Origin of the sequence: Parvularcula maris (assembly GCF_024505085.1) — a bacterium.
In the GTDB taxonomy this organism is placed as follows: domain Bacteria; phylum Pseudomonadota; class Alphaproteobacteria; order Caulobacterales; family Parvularculaceae; genus Parvularcula; species Parvularcula maris.
Genome location: NZ_JANIBC010000002.1, coordinates 70,138 through 86,117, shown reverse-complemented (window position 1 = coordinate 86,117; position 15,980 = coordinate 70,138). Strand labels below are relative to the sequence as shown.

The window sequence follows — 15,980 nt, the reverse complement described above, 5'->3', positions numbered from 1 at the left end:
ACGTAGCGCGGCTGATCACAAATGAAAGGGCGCGACCTTTTGTACAGTTCAGGTAACCATATACGTCTTCCTTGCGAAGGGAGAGGATGTCATCCTGACGAGGAATTCTTCTACCGTGTTGAGTGATACTGTTTACCCCATGAACGAAGCCGTAGACCGGTCGGCCAAGATGCCTTTTAGTGACGACGATACGATAGAATGGGAGCTTCAGGACTTCGGTTCTGGAGGAGACAGCCTGCTAAATTTCGCCGAAGCCGCCAGGAAGTGCCGCCATACCGATCAGCTCGGATCGCTCTGCATCGACGTCTTCGACAAGCTGGGCGCCACCATGATCAGCTACCACCACATGCCGGCGCCCGGTGCTTCGGACCACTCGGACTGGGTGCCGGTGGTGACCAACGGTTTTCCCAGCAGCTGGGTGAGGCGGTACAAGAAGGAGCAGCTCTACAAGGTCGATCCGATCCCCCGCCATGCCCTCGATGCGTGCCGCCCCTTCCGGTGGAGCGAGGTGGGCCGCTACCGCGACCTGACCGAGGCGGAGGAGCGCTATGTGGAGATCCTGAAGGAAGAGAACCTCGGGGACGGCTTCGCCATCGCCGTCTTCGGCCCCCATGGCCGCAACGGCTATGTCGGCATCGGCGGCGGCAGCGGGAAGGCCATCGCCGACGAGACCGAGATCAACCGCTTCCACTTCATCTCGCAGATCGCTCACCTGCGCTACTGCGAGCTCCTGACCGCCAAGCTGCCGAGCTACGCCAAGCTGTCCGAGCGCGAGCGGGAGATCCTCGCCTGGATCGCCAAGGGCAAGTCCAACGGGGTGATGGCGGAGATCCTCGACCTCAGCCCCAACACGGTGGACACCTATGTGCGCCGGATCTTCAGGAAGCTGCATGTGGGCGACCGGGTGACGGCTGCGCTCCGGGGCCTGGCGCTGGGACTGATCGACTGAAGCTTCGTAGGGCGGAACGCGAAGCTTTCCGCCGCTCAGCCTGGCAAGGCGGATGGCTTCGCCATCGCTCCTACGGGTTCGGCTGAACCATTTGAGAGAGAAACCCCCCACATCCGGTCTCGAAATGGTGAGCGACCTCGTGTAGAACTGGTTAATAAAGACGGTTTACGTCTAGGCAGGGTAAGGGCGCCTTCGGGGCGAATTTAGGAGTCAGTGATGGAAGAAGAGGTCGTCGCGCAGAACGCGATCGGCACGGAGTTCGGTGCGGTCGCCATGTTCATGCAGGCCGACCCGGTGGTCAAAGCCGTCATGATCGCGCTCGCCCTGGCCAGTGTCTGGTCCTGGGCCATCATCATCGACAAGTCGCTGACCTTCTCGCGGCTTCGGGGCAAGGCGAAGAAGTTCGAGGAGCAGTTCTATTCGGGCCGGCCGCTCGACGACCTCTATCGCCGTCTCAAGGACCGTCTCGACCATCCGATGGCCCGCGTTTTCGTCGCCGGCATGGACGAGTTCGCCAAGAACCAGCCCTCGGGAGGCTTCGCCCCGTCCCTCGTCCAGCGCGCCGAGCGCCGCATGATGGCCGAGGCCCAAAGGGAACTAGAGAAGGCTTCGAGCCAGCTTCCAGTGCTGGCGACCGTCGGCTCGGTCGCGCCCTTCGTGGGTCTCTTCGGCACCGTCTGGGGCATCATGAACTCGTTCCAGGGCATTGCCCAGACCGGCGATGCCAACCTTGCCGTCGTGGCCCCCGGCATCGCCGAGGCGCTGTTCGCAACGGCCATCGGCCTCGTCGCCGCCATCCCGGCGGTGGTCGGCTACAACCGCTACACGGCGGCGCTCAACAGCTACATCACCCGCGTCGAGGGCTTCACCGGCGAGTTCACCGCCATCCTCAGCCGCCAGGCCGACGGAGGCCGCTGAGCCATGGCCGGTGGTCTGATGCCAGGCGGAGGCGGGGGCTTCTCGGGCTCCAAGCTCAAGCGCTCCTCCGCGCCCATGTCCGAGATCAACGTGACGCCGCTGGTCGATGTCATGCTGGTGCTGCTCATCATCTTCATGGTGGCGGCGCCGCTCCTCACGGTGGGCATCGACGTCGAGCTGCCCGAGACCGAGGCCCAGGCCATGACCGAGGAGGTCGAGCCCCTGACCATCTCGATCACGGCGGACGGCAAGATCTTCGTGCAGGAGACCGAGGTCGCCTATGACGATCTGATCTCGCACCTCTCCGCCATCGCCCAGACCGGCTACGACCAGACGATCTATGTCCGGGCGGACAAGCGGGTTCTCTACGACGACGTGGCCAAGGTGCTGGGGCGCATCCAGGCCGCAGGTTTCCGCGACTTCGGACTGGTCAACGACAACGGTTAGAACAGGTGCCGGGCAGGGGAGCCCGGCAATAGCTAAGGGCAGGCCCGTTTGCGCTACGCGACCTTCATCTCTGCGCTGTTGCATGTCGGCATCCTTGCCGCGGGCTTCATCGTGGCGCCGTTCCTGGCGGTGCCCGAGGTGGCCTACCGCGCCGTGGTGCCGGTCAACCTGATCTCGGAAGCGGAGTTCGGTGAGATGGTCTCGGTCAAGGCCGACCAGAAGTCCGAGGAGGTGGCCGAGGACCCCGCGCCCCTGCGCGACGACATCGAGGTGGCGGAGCTGCCCGATCCCGTGCCGGTGCCTCAGCCCATCGAGGAGACGCCGCAGCCCGAGCCTGAACCCACTCCCGAGCCCGAGCAGCCTAAACCCGAGCCTGAACAAAAACCGGAGCCGCCCAAGCAGGAGACCCAGGACAAGCCGAAGCAGGAGGACGACTTCTTCTCCGGCCTGGACGATGCGCTGGTGGACCTCGAGGAAGAGGACGATCGCAAGGCGCCTTCCGAGGTGCTCGACGCCGAGGGTCTGCGCGATCAGGAGCAGATCGGCCTCGGCGATACGCTTACGGCGATGGAGGAGGACCTCATCCGCGCCCGCATGGCGGAGAGCTGCTACAACCAGCCCACTGGTGTGCCGGATGCCGAGAAGCTTGTGGTCCGGGTCAACTTCAAGCTCGATCGCGAGGGAGAGATCATCGGCCAGCCCAGGGTCCTTAACAACGCGCAGATCAGCCTGTCGGGCAACACTTGGTGGAAGACGACGCGCGACCGCGCGGTGCAGGCCGTGACCGCCTGCGCACCCTACGATTTCCTCCCCCAGGAGCGGTACTATGTCTGGTCGGAGATCACGCTGAACTTCACGCCGCAAGGGGTGATGTAGGCGCGTTCGGGCCACTGAACCTGAACAGTTTGCACGGTTTTCTAATGATGCGGGCCTTGGTAGTCATGGACCCGCAGGGAATTTCAACGAAGAGGTAGCGCCACGATGCTGAGACAGATCGCTCTCGCCATGACGCTCGCCTTCGCGCCGGTCATGGCCAGCGCGCAGGTGGAGATCGACGTCACCAGGGGCCGCACGGACCCCATGCCGATCGCCATCCCGGACTATGTCAGCGAGACCGACGCCGATCTCGGCGGGGAGATCTCCGGGGTCATCGAGACGGACCTTCGCAATTCGGGGCTGCTGGCGCCGATCGGCGAGGAAGCCTTCATCGAGAACATCACCAACATCAATGTGACGCCGCGCTTCGCCGACTGGCGGGTGATCGGTGCGCGTGTGCTCCTGGCCGGTGAGGTCGTGGACCTCGGCGACGGAAGGGTGCAGATCAACACCCGCCTCTGGGACGTGGTCGGCAACCAGCAGGTCGCCTCGGTCGCCTACAAGACCCCGCGCGAGAACTGGCGCCGCGCCGCGCACAAGGTCTCGGACTTCGTCTACACCCAGCTCACCGGCGAGGCGGGCTATTTCGACAGCCGCCTCGTCTATGTGGGCGAGACCGGTCCCAAGACCGACCGCAAGAAGCAGCTCGTCATCATGGATCAGGACGGCTACAACCCCCAGACCCTGACCCAGGGGCTCCCCTACAACGTGCTGACGCCGCGCTTCTCCCCCAACGAGCAGGAGATCACCTATCTCGCCCTGTTCGAGGACCGCCCGGCCAAGGTCTATCTCTTCAACATCGAGACCGGCGTGCAGCGCGAAGTCGGTGACTTCCCCGGCATGACGTTTGCGCCCCGCTTCACCCCCGATGGCGATCGTCTGCTGGTCAGCTTCGCCCGCAACGGCAATTCGGACGTCGCCTATCTCGATCCGATCTCGGGCCGCCTGCAGCGCCTGACCTCGAACCCGGCCATCGACGTCTCGCCCTCCATGTCCCCCCGCGGCGACAAGATCGCCTTCGCCTCGGACCGTGGCGGCAGTCAGCAGGTCTATGTGATGAACGCCGACGGCTCGGACCAACGCCGAATCACTTTCGGCCAGGGCACCTACGGCACGCCCGTCTGGTCACCCCGCGGCGACCTCATCGCCTTCACCCGCCAGCACAAGGGCAAGTTCTATATCGGTGTCGTGGCTCCCGACGGTTCAGGCGAGCGTCTCCTGACCGAGAGCTACCTCGTCGAGGGCCCGACATGGTCACCAAACGGCCGTGTTTTGGCCTTTCATCGGGAGGAGTATCCCGGTGGGCCGGTCCGTCTCTTCGCCATCGACCTGACGGGCCAGAATTTGCGCCGCATCCAGACGCCGACGGAAGCCTCCGATCCAGCCTGGTCGCCGCGCTTGAACTAAGGGTTAACAATTTGCGCCGATGATCATTGATCGTGGGCGCAAGCCAGAGTAGCGTGAACAGGAATTAACCATGAACTCGAGCGGAAACGGCACCTTCGCTGTTTCATCTTGGGAATTATGGACCAAAGATCATCGCGGCTTGGGGGCAAACTCAAGCCGAGTCAGGGCGGGGCAGACGTCCCCGGGTAAAGGCAAAGCGGAGCATTAGCCATGAAACTCACCAAACTGGGGACCTTGGGCGCAGTCGCCTCGATGGCCCTTCTCGCTGCTTGCAGCACCACTCCCGAAGAAGACATCGTCGTCGTCGAGGAGCCGGTGATCGAAGAGCCGGTCGTCTCCGGCATCGAAGTCGCCAAGATGGAGCTCGAGCAGAACGTCGGCAACCGCGTCTTCTACGGCTACGACCAGTACAACCTCACCGCGGACGCCCAGGCCGTTCTTCGCCGCCAGGCCGCGTTCATGATGATGCCCGAGAACATGGACTACAACTTCCGCATCGCCGGCAATGCTGACGAGCGCGGCACGCGTGAGTACAACCTCGCCCTCGGCGAGCGCCGCGCAGAAGCTGCCAAGTCCTTCCTCGTCGGCCTCGGTGTCTCCCCGGCCCGCATCTCCGTCGTGTCCTACGGCAAAGAGCGTCCGATCGACCCGCGTTCCACCCCGGAAGCCTGGGCCAAGAACCGGAACGGCACCACCACGATCATCGATCCTGAAATGGACATGTTCTAAGATCGGCTTCCCGATCTGACGAAGAAGCCCGCCGAAAGGCGGGCTTTTTTGTGGGCCCTGCGGTCAGCCGCCGAGATACCGGCCGAGATAGGCCTCGATGGCAGTCTCCGCCTCGTCGAACAGCCAGGGCGACTGTCTTCCCCCGTCATGGTAGTGCCGCTCGGCTGCCTCCACGATGAGGTAGGCCGTTATGGCCAAGCGCTCGATACGCTTGGCTTCTGCATGGGGGAGGGCCTGGCCCAAGCTCTCCATCAAGGCCCGCCGAACCGGCTCGCCGGTATGGGGGGAGGCGGTCAGCGCCGCGGCCACTGCGCCGTAGATGGGGTGACGCTGATGCATCTTCTTGATGACGCCCATCACCAGGCGCACGCCGCCGCGCCAGTCGTCGCTGCGCATCCCCGCCGTCGCCAACGCTTCGAGGGTCTCTTCGTTGAAGCGCTCCATCATCGCGCCGAGCAGGTCGTCGAGATTGGCGAAGTAGCGGTAGAGCGAGCCGATGGGCACGCCCGCCTCGGCTGCGATCTCCTTGGTGGTCAGCTCGCTTGGCGTGCGGCCTACGAGCACACGTTCGGCCGCGTCGAGGATGGACTGGCGTTTCGCCTCGGCACGTTGCTGGCGGGGCGGGGGGCGCTGGGTAAGGCTCGGCACATGCTACCTCTAGCAGCAAAAGACCTTGCCAGAAAAGCGAGCTTGGCTCATCTTTCGGGCTGGAGGAGACTGAATATGCGCCATCTGCTTCTGGGACTTTCGCTCGTCACTCTTGCCGCCTGCGGAAGCGAGGATACGGCCAGGGTCGCCGAGGCGACCGATGAGAGCTTTCAGGAGGAGCTCCAGCTTCAACTTCTCGACGCAAAACCTGGCGACGTGATCGAGATCCCCGCGGGGCGCTACGCCCTCGACCGGGGTCTCTCACTGACAGCGGACGGCGTGACCATCCGCGGGGCGGGCATGGAGGAGACCGTGCTGAGCTTCGCGGGTCAGGTGGCAGGCGCGGAGGGGCTTCTCGTCACCGCCGACGACTTCACCATCGAGGACATGGCGATCGAGGACACGATCGGCGACGCGCTCAAAATCAACGAGGCTGACGGGGTCGTCATCCGCCGGGTGCGGGTCGAGTGGACCGGCGAGCCTAAGACCGAGAACGGCGCCTACGGCTTCTACCCCGTTCAGACCACGAACGTTCTGATCGAGGATTCGGTGGCCATCGGCGCCTCGGACGCAGGCATCTATGTGGGTCAGTCGAAGAACGTCGTGGTGCGGAACAACCGGGCTGAGCGCAACGTCGCCGGTATCGAGATCGAGAACACGCAAGACGCGGATGTCTACGGCAATGTGGCGACGGACAATACCGGCGGTATTCTGGTCTTCAACATGCCGAACCTCAGTCAGGAGGGCGGCAGGGTGAGGATCTACGGCAACGAGGTGTATGAGAACGACCTGCGCAATTTCGGTCATCCCGGTACCCCGGTGGCCTCCATCCCCGCAGGCTCGGGCATCGTCATCAACAGCCATGACGATGTGGAGGTCTTCGACAACGACATACGCGACAACCGCACGGCTAATGTCATCATCTCTTCCGTCTACGCATCGAATTATGCGGACAATAGCTGGTCGGACAGCTTCGACCCCTATCCCGAGCGCATCCATTTCCACTCCAACCGCCTGTCTGGAGGCGGCGACAAGCCCGACGGCGCAGAGCTGAAAGCGCTGAAACTGCTGAAGTTCGGCCCCGGCGGCAGCTTTCCCCATGTGCTGTGGGACGGCTACGCCGCCGAAGGCCGCGACCCGCAGATCTGCATCCAGGACGAGGGCGCCAAGGTCCTGAACGCCGACCTGCCGAACAGCTCGAAGAACATCAGTGTCGAGAGCGCCCCCTTCGACTGCTCGCTTCCTCGCCTTAAAGCCGTCAGGCTCGCCTCAGCGGAGTAGCGGCTTGCGGTACTTGCTCATCTCGGTACTGATGCTTCTGACCGCCTGTGGGCAGGAGCGGGTGCGGCCCTCCTTCCATCCGGAAGCGAACCCCCCCACGCTTTCCGCCTGGGGGGCGCTTCAGGTCGAGAAGGGGAGGTTGATCCTGGGCGAGGGTGTCGAGCCCTACACCCTCAATACCCCTCTTTTTACCGACTACGCCAGCAAGCTGCGGACGGTGTGGATGCTGTCCGGCTCGGCCAGTATCGGCGAGGAAGGCAGTCTGGACTTCCCCGTGGGCACCGTCATCACCAAGACCTTCTACTATCCAGAAGGCGAGGACGGTACGGTGACGGCCGCAGCCTATCAGAGCGTCGATCTTAGTAGCGAGGTCGATCTGTCTACCCACCGTCTGATCGAGACCAGGCTCCTCGTCAGGCGCGAGGACGGTTGGCATCCTGTCTCCTATGTCTGGAACGAAGAGCAGACGGAAGCCACGCTCAAGCGCACGGGCGCAGTGGTGCCGCTGACACTGGCGGATCATCAGCAGGCGGGACCTTTCGCCTATGTGGTGCCGAACGAGAACCAGTGCGCCGGGTGCCATGCGCCTGACGCCGCATCGGGACGGATCGAGCCGCTTGGACCCACTGCCGGGCAGCTTAGCCGCCGTGAGGTGGTCGGCGACGAAGAGGGCGAGCAGCTTTTACGGCTGGCTGAGGCGGGCTTCGTCACGTTGGGTGATGAGCCTGCCGTGGTGCAGACCCGCTGGGACGATGCCTCGGCATCGCTGGACCAGCGCGCACGCAGCTATCTCGCCGCCAATTGTGCCCACTGTCACAACCCCCAAGGCCCCGCCGATACGTCGGGCCTCGATCTCAGCCTAGGCGCCACCGGCGCTGCAGTGGGAAGGTGCAAGCCGCCGATCGCTGCAGGCTCCGGCACGGGTGGGCACCGCTTCGGCATCGAGCCGGGGAGGCCCGAAGCCTCGATCCTGACCTACCGCGTCGGCTCGACCGATCCGGGCGCCATGATGCCCGAGCTCGGCCGCAGCCTGGTGCATGAAGAAGGGCTGGCGCTGCTGAACCAGTGGATCGCGGAGATGGACGGCACCTGCTCCGAGACCTGAACCCGTATCAGGTTCAGGTCGGCTGCTGACCGCCGATGTGGCAAGCGCGGCGCAGGACGCCTATCCTGTTCTCCGAACAGGAGACCACATCATGGAGCAGACGGCTGACAGCGCCATCGAAGGGGCAAGAGAGGCGGCGGAGGACGCGGCCCCGGCCGATGCATCCGATCCTTATCAGCGGCGGCGGCAGACCTTCCCCACACTGAACGAAGAGCAGATCGCCCGGATCGCGGGCTACGGACAGACCGCCGATTACGGCGCTGGCGAGGTTCTATTCCAGCGCGGCGACCGCGAGGCGGATTTCTTCTTGGTGCTCGAAGGCGGTATCGACATCATCGACATGGATGCCGAGGGCGAAGAGAAAGTCATCACTACCCACGGCGTGCACCAGTTCACCGGTGAGCTGGATCTTTTCAACCGCTCCAAGATTCTCGTCAGTGGACAGACATCGGGACCGAGCCGTCTTGTCAGGCTGGACCGGCAGCAGTTCCGGCGCATGTCCTCCACCGAGCAGGACATTGGCGAGCTGATGATGCGGGCCTTCATCCTGAGGCGTACGGCTTTTCTTCTGCACGACGAGGCGGCGGTCACCGTGATCGGCGAGCCGAACGGGCGCGATACGGTGCGTATCAGGCGCTTTCTGGCGCGCAACGGCTACCCGGCAAGGCTGCTCGAAGCGTCCAGTGACGATGCCGCTGCCTATGCGCGCGAGTGCTCGATGCATGTCAGCACTCTTCCGGCGGTCAGGACGAGCGACGGCCGTGTCTATCACAACCCTTCGACGGCGGAGCTGGCCGATGCGCTGGGCATCACCGTTCCTCTCGACCCGGATCACTGCTACGATCTGGTGGTGATCGGGGCGGGGCCGTCTGGGCTGTCGGCGGCCGTTTACGCGGCCTCCGAAGCGCTCGACACCATCGTCATCGAGACCGAGGCGCCGGGCGGCCAGGCGGGGACCAGCTCGAAGATCGAGAACTATCTCGGCTTCCCCACGGGCATCTCCGGGCAAGCCCTAGCAGGCAGAGCCTGGATCCAAGCGCAGAAGTTCGGTGCGACCTTCGCAATCGCCAGGGCCGCCGAGACGATCAAGAAGGAGGGCCGCCTCATCAGGATCACCACCCAGGACGGACAGTCCGTATGCGCCAGCGCCGCGATCGTGGCCAGCGGCGCCACGTACCGCAAGCTGGACCTGCCAGGCTACGAGAAGTTCGAGGGCCAGGGTATCCACTATGCCGCGACCGCATTAGAGGCGCAGCTCTGTCAGGCGCAGGAGGTCGTGGTGGTGGGCGGCGGCAACTCCGCGGGGCAGGCGGCGGTCTTTCTCTCGCGCCATGCGAGCCACGTGCACGTTTTGGTGCGTTCTGATGGCTTGGCTGCGTCGATGTCGGACTATCTGGTCAGCCGGATCGAGCAGTCCTCGCGCATCACGCTGCATACGGAGACTGAACTCACCGCACTCAGCGGCAGGCGGATGCTGGAAGAGGTGACCTGGCGCAACCGGACGAGCGGCGAGCAGGAGACCAAGGCCATCGGCAATGTCTTTGTGATGATCGGCGCCGTGCCGAACACGGAGTGGCTCGGTGACTGTCTCGAGCTTGATGAGCGCGGCTTCGTTCGGACCGGTGCGGCCGTATCACCCAGAGGCGACGAGGCCGGACCTTTCGATACGTCCGAACCCGGCATCTTCGCTGTCGGCGATGTACGCTCCGGCTCGGTGAAGCGGGTCGCCTCGGGAGTTGGCGAGGGCTCGGTGTGTATCTCGGCGGTCCACGCCTATCTGCAGGACTCGGCTTGAACGGGACCTAGCGGGGCCGCTCTCGCTCGGGCTGCGCCTCCGCCACCATCAGGCCTGGACCGGCGCGCAGGGTACGGAAGACGGTGATCTGCGCTCTGGCCGTGCCGATCCGCGCGGCGGCGAGGTCAGTGGCCGCTTCGAGCTGCCGCCGCTCGGCATCCAGCACGGCGAGAAAGTCAGAGGCGCCGTTCTCGAAGCGAAGCCTTGCGAGCCTTGCCGCCGCGGTGCTGGCGCGCTCGGCTTCGGCAAGGGCAACGAGCTGCCGCTGGGCGGCGCGCTGCGAAGCCAGGGCCGTTTCGGTCTCGGCGAGGGCGGAGAGGATGGTCTGCTCGTAGGTATCGAAGGCGCCTTCGGCCCGTGCGGAGGCGGCCCTGACGGTCTGCCTGAACCGCAGAAGGTCGGTCAGGGACCAGGTGATCGACGGGCCGTAGGAGAAGTTGATGGCCTGCTCGGTGAAGGTGTTCTCGAACTCGACGCTCTGCACACCGATGCCGCCGAGAAGCTGAACCCTAGGGAAGGCCGAAGTCATCTGCAGGCCGATCTCTTCGGTGGCTGCCGCCAGGGAACGCTCGGCCGCCCGGATGTCGGGCCGCCGTTCCAGAAGGGCGCTCATATCCCCCACCGGCAGCGCCCTCTCGATGCTGGGAAGCGGGCGGTTCTCCTGGGTCATTGCCGCGATGCGGGCGGGGGTCTCACCGACAAGGACGCCCAGCCTATAGCGCTCCTGCGCCACGGCGGCCTCCAGGGGCGGGATGGCGGCGAGGGTGACGGCAAGCTGCGACTGCGCGCGCTCCACATCGAGATCCGTGCCGCGGCCTGCATCGCGGCGGGCGGTGACGAGCTTCACCGTCTCGCGCTGGTTGCGGGCGTTCTCGCGCGCAACGTCGAGCTGCTCCTGGGTACCGCGAAGGCCGATATAGGCGTCGACGGTCTCGGCGATGACGATGGTCTGAAGGTCGGCAAGCTGCGCCTGAGCCTCACCGAAGCGGGCCTCAGCCACATTGATCCCGCGGGTGATCCGCCCCCAGAGATCGACCTCCCAGCTCGCTGCGGCGGAGATGCTGAAGATGTCGATGGTAGGTAGGAGCTCGTCGCCGATGTCGAAGCCGCCCTCATCGCCAAAGCCCGCAGCTAACGTGGTCGCGGACTGGCGCTGAACGTTGTAAACGGAAGTAATCGTGTCGAAGGGGAGGCGGTCGAGACGCCTCAGACCGACCTGCGCCCTCGCCGCGTTGACATTGGCCAGCGCGGCGCCGAGCTCGTTGTTCTGCGCGATGGCAAGGGCGACGAAGGCGTCCAGGCTTTCATCGTCGAAGGCCGTCCACCAGTCCGATAGAGGCGCCTCGCTTGCGTATCCCTCGCTTTCGAGGAAAGCTCCGTCTGTATAGCCTTCCGTAGACGGCTCTTCGTAGTCGGGTCCGATGATGGTGCAGCCGCCAAGAAGAACGGCGGCGATCAGAACGCGCCTCATTCCGCAGCTCCCATCTGGGTGGAGCTATCGAGCTCTTTGTCTTTACCCCGCCCCTCCATCTTCTCCTCAATCCAGGCGGCGAACACGTAGAAGACGGGCGTGAGGAACAGGCCGAACAGCGTCACGCCCAGCATGCCCGCGAAGACGGCCACGCCGAGGACGTTGCGCATCTCCGCACCGGCACCGCTGGCGAGCACCAGCGGCAACACACCCAGGATAAAGGAGAAGGCCGTCATCAGGACCGGACGCAGGCGGATCTTAGCGGCCTCGGTGGCGGCGGCGTAGCGGCTCATGCCCTCGCGCTCTTGAAGCTGCTTGGCGAACTCGACGATCAGGACAGCGTTCTTCGTGGCAAGGCCGATCAGCACCACGAGACCGATCTGTGTCAGGATGGTGTTGGCCTGCCCCGCCACCATCACGCCGACCATGGCGGAAAGAAGGCCCATGGGCACGATGAGGATCACCGCGAGGGGCAGGGTGAGGCTCTCATACTGCGCAGCCAGGAAGAGGAAGACGAACACCACCGCGAGGACGAAGGCGAGCGAGCCCGTGTTCCCGGCGCTGGTCTGCTGGTAGGCGATCTCCGTCCATTCGAACCCGAAGCCGGGCGGCAGCACCTCCTCGGCCAGCGCTTCCATGCGGGCGATGGCCTCGCCGGAGGAGACCCCGATGACGGGCTCTCCCTGCACGGCGGCGGACGGGTAGAGGTTGAAGCGGAGGACCCGCGATGCACCGGTGGTCCGCTCCGCCTCGGCGACGGCGCCGACGGGGACCATCTCGCCCTGCGCGTTGCGGGCGTAGTAGGCGGAGATATCGTCGACGTCCCGCCGGAAGACATCGTCAGCCTGCGCCGTGACGCGGTAGGTGCGGCCGAGATAGTTGAAGTCGTTGATGAAGGAGGAGCCGAGATACCCCTCCAGCGCCTCGAACACATTGCTGACGGGAAGCCCCATCAGCTCCGCCTTCTGACGGTCGATGTCGAGATAGATCTGCGGCGTCGAGGTTTCGAAGAAGGTGATGACGTTGCGCAGGTCGGGGTCCTCGTTCGCGGCCATCATGAGGGAGAAGGCAGCCTGCTGCAGGGCAGGCAGGCCCGCCCCGGTGCGGTCCTGGACCATCATTTTGAAGCCCGAGCCGTTACCGATGCCGCGGATGGGCGGCGGCGCGATCACCAGGACGAAAGCCTCGTCGATGGCTCCGGCGAGCTTCTGCTGAAGCTCGTTCTGGATGTCGAGATAGCCGGGTCTCGTGCCAAAATCGGACATGGTAAAGAAGATGGCGCCGGCGTTCGAGGCGTTGGTGAAGGTGGCGCCGTTGAAGCCTGCGAACTGCGCGGCGTGCTCGACGCCTTCGACCTCTAGCCCCAGCGCAGTCACCTTCTGGACAATCTCGTCCGTGCGCTGAAGGGAGGCGCCCTGGGGCAGGTTGACCACGGTGATGAGATAGCCCTGGTCCTGGGCGGGAACGAAGCCGCCGGGTACGGCACGAAAGACACCCACTGTGGCTAAGAGGAGCACGCCGTAGACGGCTCCGGCGATCAAACCTCTTCTCACCACCCGGCAGACCCAGTCGGCATAGGTGGACGACAGCCTGTCGAAGCCGCGGTTGAACCAGCCGAAGAATTCATCGAGCGGTTTGAGGAAGGCCGGACGGTTGCTCTCGCCCTCTTCCTTCGGCCTCAGAAGAAGGGTCGCCATGGCCGGGCTGAGCGTCAACGAGACAATGGTCGAGATGACCGTCGAAGCGGCAATGGTCAGGGCAAACTGGCGATAGAAGGCGCCCGACAGCCCTGGAATGAAGGCGGTCGGAACGAACACAGCGCAGAGGACCAGTGAGGTGGCGATCAGTGCGCCGCCGATCTCGGCCATGGAGTCCCTCGTCGCCTCCCTAGGCGATTTGCCCTGTTCCAGATTGCGCTCGACGTTCTCGACGACGACGATGGCGTCATCCACGACGATGCCGATGGCGAGGACGAGGCCAAACAGCGAGAGCGTGTTCAGGGAGAAGCCGAAGGCGTTCATGATCGCGAAGGTGCCGATCAGCGACACCGGAATGGCGATCACCGGGATCATGGCAGCGCGGACGCTTTGCAGGAAGATGAAGACCACCAAAACGACCAGAAGGGTGGCTTCGAAGAGCGTACGGTAGACTGCCTTCACGGACTGATCGACGAACTCCGTCGGGTTGTAGATGACTTGGTATTCGAGGCCGGGGGGGAAGTCGCCGGACAGGTCCTCGATCAGCTCCAGCACTTCACCAGCGGTGGTCAGGGCGTTCGATCCCGGCCGCTGGAAGATCGCCATGGCGACGGCGGGCTGGTTATCGAGATAGGCGTTGGTGTTGTAGTCCTGGGCGCCGAGCTCGACCCTTGCGACATCCCGCACCCTGACGAGGGAGTCCTCGCCGTCGGAGCGGATGATGATGTTGCCGAACTCCTCCGGCGCGGTGAGGCGGCCTTGAGTCTGCACGGCGAGCTGGAAGGCGCTGGGGTCGGCGATGGGGGACTGGCCCAGCGTGCCCGAGGCCACCTGCACATTCTGCGCGCGCAAGGAGCGGACGATGTCGCCGACGGAGAGGTCGAGCTCCGCCGCCTTGTGCGGGTCGATCCAGATGCGCATGGCGTAGTCGCGGGCGCCGAAGACCAGCACCTGCCCCACCCCGTCCACCCGCGAGAGGCGGTCGCGCACCTGCAGCGTCGCATAGTTCGAGACGTAGAGCTGGTCATAGGTCTCGTCAGGCGACAGGAGATGGATCACCATGAGGAAGTCCGGCGAGGACTTCTGGGTGACCACGCCCAGGCGGCGGACCGGCTCGGGCAGGCGCGGCTCGGCCCTCGCCACCCGGTTCTGCACCAGCACCTGGGCGTCGTCGATATTGGTGCCTTGCGCGAAGCTGATGGTGGTCGTGACCTGACCGTCCACCGCCTGGCTCTGCATGTAGATCATGCCCTCGACGCCGTTGATCTCCTGCTCGATGGGCGTGGCCACGGTCTTGGCCACCGTGTCGGCGGAGGCTCCGGGATAGGTCGCGCTCACCTGCACCGTGGGCGGGGCCACTTCGGGGAACTGCGCCACCGGAAGCGCGACATAGGAGATGAACCCGACGATCATGGTGATGATCGAGATCACCGAGGCGAAGATCGGGCGGTCGATGAAGAAGTTGGAGATCGGCACGGCGTTTACTGCTCCGAGGCCTGGGCGACGCTGGCGGGCTGCTCCTCGGGAGCCTTCGAGACCACCGGTGTGCCGGGCCGCAGATTGGTGAAGCCGCCGACGATGACGTCCGCATCGGCCTCCAAGCCTCCGTCGATGATCCGCATATTGTCGCCGAGCAGCCGCCCGAGCTCCACGAAGCGCATGGCCGAGTTGCCGTCCTCGCCGATGACCCAGACGAACTGCTTGTCCTGGTCGAACTGCACGGCCCGGTCGGGGATCACCATCGCCTCGAAGGGGTCGCGGCCGTAAAGCCTCATCTCGCCGAACATGCCGGGGGTCAGGATCGACTCCTCGTTGCGGACGATGGCCCGCCCGACGATCGTGCCGGTGCTGGCGTCGATCTCGTTGTCGACGAAGTCCATCTCGCCTCGGACATCGTAGCTCTCGGCGCCCTCGATCTTGATCTGAACGGGGTTCGGCGCGTCGCGAGAGCTAGGCCGGTTCCCCTGCCGGGCGAGGCGGACATAGTTGAGGTAGTCGCCCTCGGTACCGGTGAAGGTGAAGTGGATCGGGTCCACCGCCACGATGGTCGTGAGCACGGTCTCCCCGGCGGTGATGAGGTTGCCGCGGTCGATCCGGCGCTGGCCGATGCGGCCGGAGATGGGAGCCTTGACCTCGGTGAAGCCCATGTCGAGCTGTGCCCGGCGCACCTCGGCCTCGGCCCCGGCGAGGCTGGCCCGCGCGGCGTCCCTTGCCTGAAGCGCGCGGTCGTACTCCTCCTGGGAGCCTGCTCTCGCATCGAGAAGCTGCTTGGCGCGGCTCAGCTCCGCATCGGCGAGGCGCTGGTTGGTGCGCACCTGCTCGAAGGAGGAGCGGGCCTGGTCGAGGGTCGCCTGGAAAGGGCGCTGGTCGATGGTGAAGAGGAGCTGCCCTTCCTCCACCATGGCGCCGTCCTCGAAATGGACCTCTTCGAGATAGCCGGAGACGCGGGGACGCAACTCGGCTCTCTCTACCGCCTCGAAGCGGCCGATATACTCGTCCCACAGCACCACCTCGCGAGCCTCGGGCTTCTGGGTTCTGACGGGGAGAGCGTCTGCTTGGCCTGAAGCGGGCTCGCCGCCGCCGCCACAGGCAGCAGCCAGCAGGAGGAGGGTCAGGAGTAGAGAGCGATACATAGGAGCTTAGCTTTGGTGAGCTGC

Annotated in this window: 13 protein-coding genes; 9 read left to right on the top strand and 4 right to left on the bottom strand. The window is 64.8% G+C overall.

Annotation, left to right across the window (positions count from 1 at the left end):
• Nucleotides 1–139 precede the first annotated feature (139 nt).
• From NOG11_RS03795 to NOG11_RS03770, 6 genes are all read left to right on the top strand, one after another.
• Nucleotides 140–949, top strand: a complete 810-nt coding sequence (locus NOG11_RS03795; RefSeq protein ID WP_256618324.1) for a LuxR family transcriptional regulator — start codon at nt 140–142, stop codon at nt 947–949.
• A gap of 216 nt (nt 950–1,165) precedes the next feature.
• Nucleotides 1,166–1,867: a protein TolQ gene (tolQ, locus tag NOG11_RS03790; protein ID WP_256618323.1), complete on the top strand. Its 702-nt coding sequence runs from the start codon at nt 1,166–1,168 to the stop codon at nt 1,865–1,867.
• Nucleotides 1,868–1,870: 3 nt separating this feature from the next.
• Nucleotides 1,871–2,314 (top strand): protein TolR, encoded by a 444-nt coding sequence (gene tolR, locus NOG11_RS03785; protein ID WP_256618322.1) that lies wholly within the window; start codon nt 1,871–1,873, stop codon nt 2,312–2,314.
• 48 nt (nt 2,315–2,362) lie between these two features.
• The gene (gene tolA / locus NOG11_RS03780) at nt 2,363–3,190 is read left to right on the top strand and encodes a cell envelope integrity protein TolA (protein WP_256618321.1); all 828 of its coding nucleotides are present in this window, start codon (nt 2,363–2,365) and stop codon (nt 3,188–3,190) included.
• Between the two features lie 105 nt (nt 3,191–3,295).
• Nucleotides 3,296–4,597, top strand: coding sequence for a Tol-Pal system beta propeller repeat protein TolB (gene tolB, locus NOG11_RS03775; RefSeq protein ID WP_256618320.1), 1,302 nt, complete (start codon nt 3,296–3,298; stop codon nt 4,595–4,597).
• Nucleotides 4,598–4,807: 210 nt separating this feature from the next.
• Nucleotides 4,808–5,326: an OmpA family protein gene (locus NOG11_RS03770; protein WP_256618319.1), complete on the top strand. Its 519-nt coding sequence runs from the start codon at nt 4,808–4,810 to the stop codon at nt 5,324–5,326.
• A 63-nt stretch (nt 5,327–5,389) separates the two neighbouring features.
• Here NOG11_RS03770 and NOG11_RS03765 read toward each other — a convergent pair whose 3' ends face one another.
• The gene (locus NOG11_RS03765) at nt 5,390–5,974 is read right to left on the bottom strand and encodes a TetR/AcrR family transcriptional regulator (protein WP_256618318.1); all 585 of its coding nucleotides are present in this window, start codon (nt 5,972–5,974) and stop codon (nt 5,390–5,392) included.
• Nucleotides 5,975–6,049: 75 nt separating this feature from the next.
• Here NOG11_RS03765 and NOG11_RS03760 point away from each other — a divergent pair, with 75 nt between their 5' ends.
• The 3 genes from NOG11_RS03760 to NOG11_RS03750 all read left to right on the top strand — a co-directional run bounded on the left by NOG11_RS03760 (nt 6,050) and on the right by NOG11_RS03750 (nt 10,155).
• Nucleotides 6,050–7,255 carry a parallel beta-helix domain-containing protein gene (locus NOG11_RS03760; RefSeq protein WP_256618316.1) on the top strand — a complete coding sequence of 402 codons (1,206 nt, stop codon included), beginning with the start codon at nt 6,050–6,052 and terminating at the stop codon, nt 7,253–7,255.
• 4 nt (nt 7,256–7,259) lie between these two features.
• Nucleotides 7,260–8,360 (top strand): SO2930 family diheme c-type cytochrome, encoded by a 1,101-nt coding sequence (locus tag NOG11_RS03755; protein WP_256618315.1) that lies wholly within the window; start codon nt 7,260–7,262, stop codon nt 8,358–8,360.
• Between the two features lie 91 nt (nt 8,361–8,451).
• Complete coding sequence (locus tag NOG11_RS03750) at nt 8,452–10,155, top strand: FAD-dependent oxidoreductase (RefSeq protein WP_256618313.1); 1,704 nt, start codon at nt 8,452–8,454, stop codon at nt 10,153–10,155.
• 7 nt (nt 10,156–10,162) lie between these two features.
• On the opposite strand, the gene NOG11_RS03745 is transcribed toward NOG11_RS03750, so the two are convergent.
• Genes NOG11_RS03745 through NOG11_RS03735 form a run of 3 tightly spaced genes read right to left on the bottom strand, consistent with a single transcriptional unit; the run spans nt 10,163 to nt 15,956 of the window.
• Nucleotides 10,163–11,626: an efflux transporter outer membrane subunit gene (locus tag NOG11_RS03745; protein WP_256618311.1), complete on the bottom strand. Its 1,464-nt coding sequence runs from the start codon at nt 11,624–11,626 to the stop codon at nt 10,163–10,165.
• Complete coding sequence (locus tag NOG11_RS03740) at nt 11,623–14,799, bottom strand: efflux RND transporter permease subunit (protein ID WP_256618310.1); 3,177 nt, start codon at nt 14,797–14,799, stop codon at nt 11,623–11,625. The genes NOG11_RS03745 and NOG11_RS03740 overlap by 4 nt, the downstream gene beginning before the upstream one ends.
• Before the next feature lie 5 nt (nt 14,800–14,804).
• Nucleotides 14,805–15,956, bottom strand: a complete 1,152-nt coding sequence (locus NOG11_RS03735; protein WP_256618309.1) for an efflux RND transporter periplasmic adaptor subunit — start codon at nt 15,954–15,956, stop codon at nt 14,805–14,807.
• Between the last annotated feature and the right edge of the window lie 24 nt (nt 15,957–15,980).

What these genes read in the sequence shown, in the direction of transcription:
- NOG11_RS03795 (WP_256618324.1), top strand. Translation starts at nt 140, where the DNA reads ATGAACGAAGCCGTAGACCGGTCGGCCAAGATGCCTTTTAGTGACGAC.
- tolQ (WP_256618323.1), top strand. Translation starts at nt 1,166, where the DNA reads ATGGAAGAAGAGGTCGTCGCGCAGAACGCGATCGGCACGGAGTTCGGT.
- tolR (WP_256618322.1), top strand. Translation starts at nt 1,871, where the DNA reads ATGGCCGGTGGTCTGATGCCAGGCGGAGGCGGGGGCTTCTCGGGCTCC.
- tolB (WP_256618320.1), top strand. Translation starts at nt 3,296, where the DNA reads ATGCTGAGACAGATCGCTCTCGCCATGACGCTCGCCTTCGCGCCGGTC.
- NOG11_RS03770 (WP_256618319.1), top strand. Translation starts at nt 4,808, where the DNA reads ATGAAACTCACCAAACTGGGGACCTTGGGCGCAGTCGCCTCGATGGCC.
- NOG11_RS03760 (WP_256618316.1), top strand. Translation starts at nt 6,050, where the DNA reads ATGCGCCATCTGCTTCTGGGACTTTCGCTCGTCACTCTTGCCGCCTGC.
- NOG11_RS03750 (WP_256618313.1), top strand. Translation starts at nt 8,452, where the DNA reads ATGGAGCAGACGGCTGACAGCGCCATCGAAGGGGCAAGAGAGGCGGCG.
- NOG11_RS03745 (WP_256618311.1), bottom strand. Translation starts at nt 11,626, where the DNA reads ATGAGGCGCGTTCTGATCGCCGCCGTTCTTCTTGGCGGCTGCACCATC.
- NOG11_RS03735 (WP_256618309.1), bottom strand. Translation starts at nt 15,956, where the DNA reads ATGTATCGCTCTCTACTCCTGACCCTCCTCCTGCTGGCTGCTGCCTGT.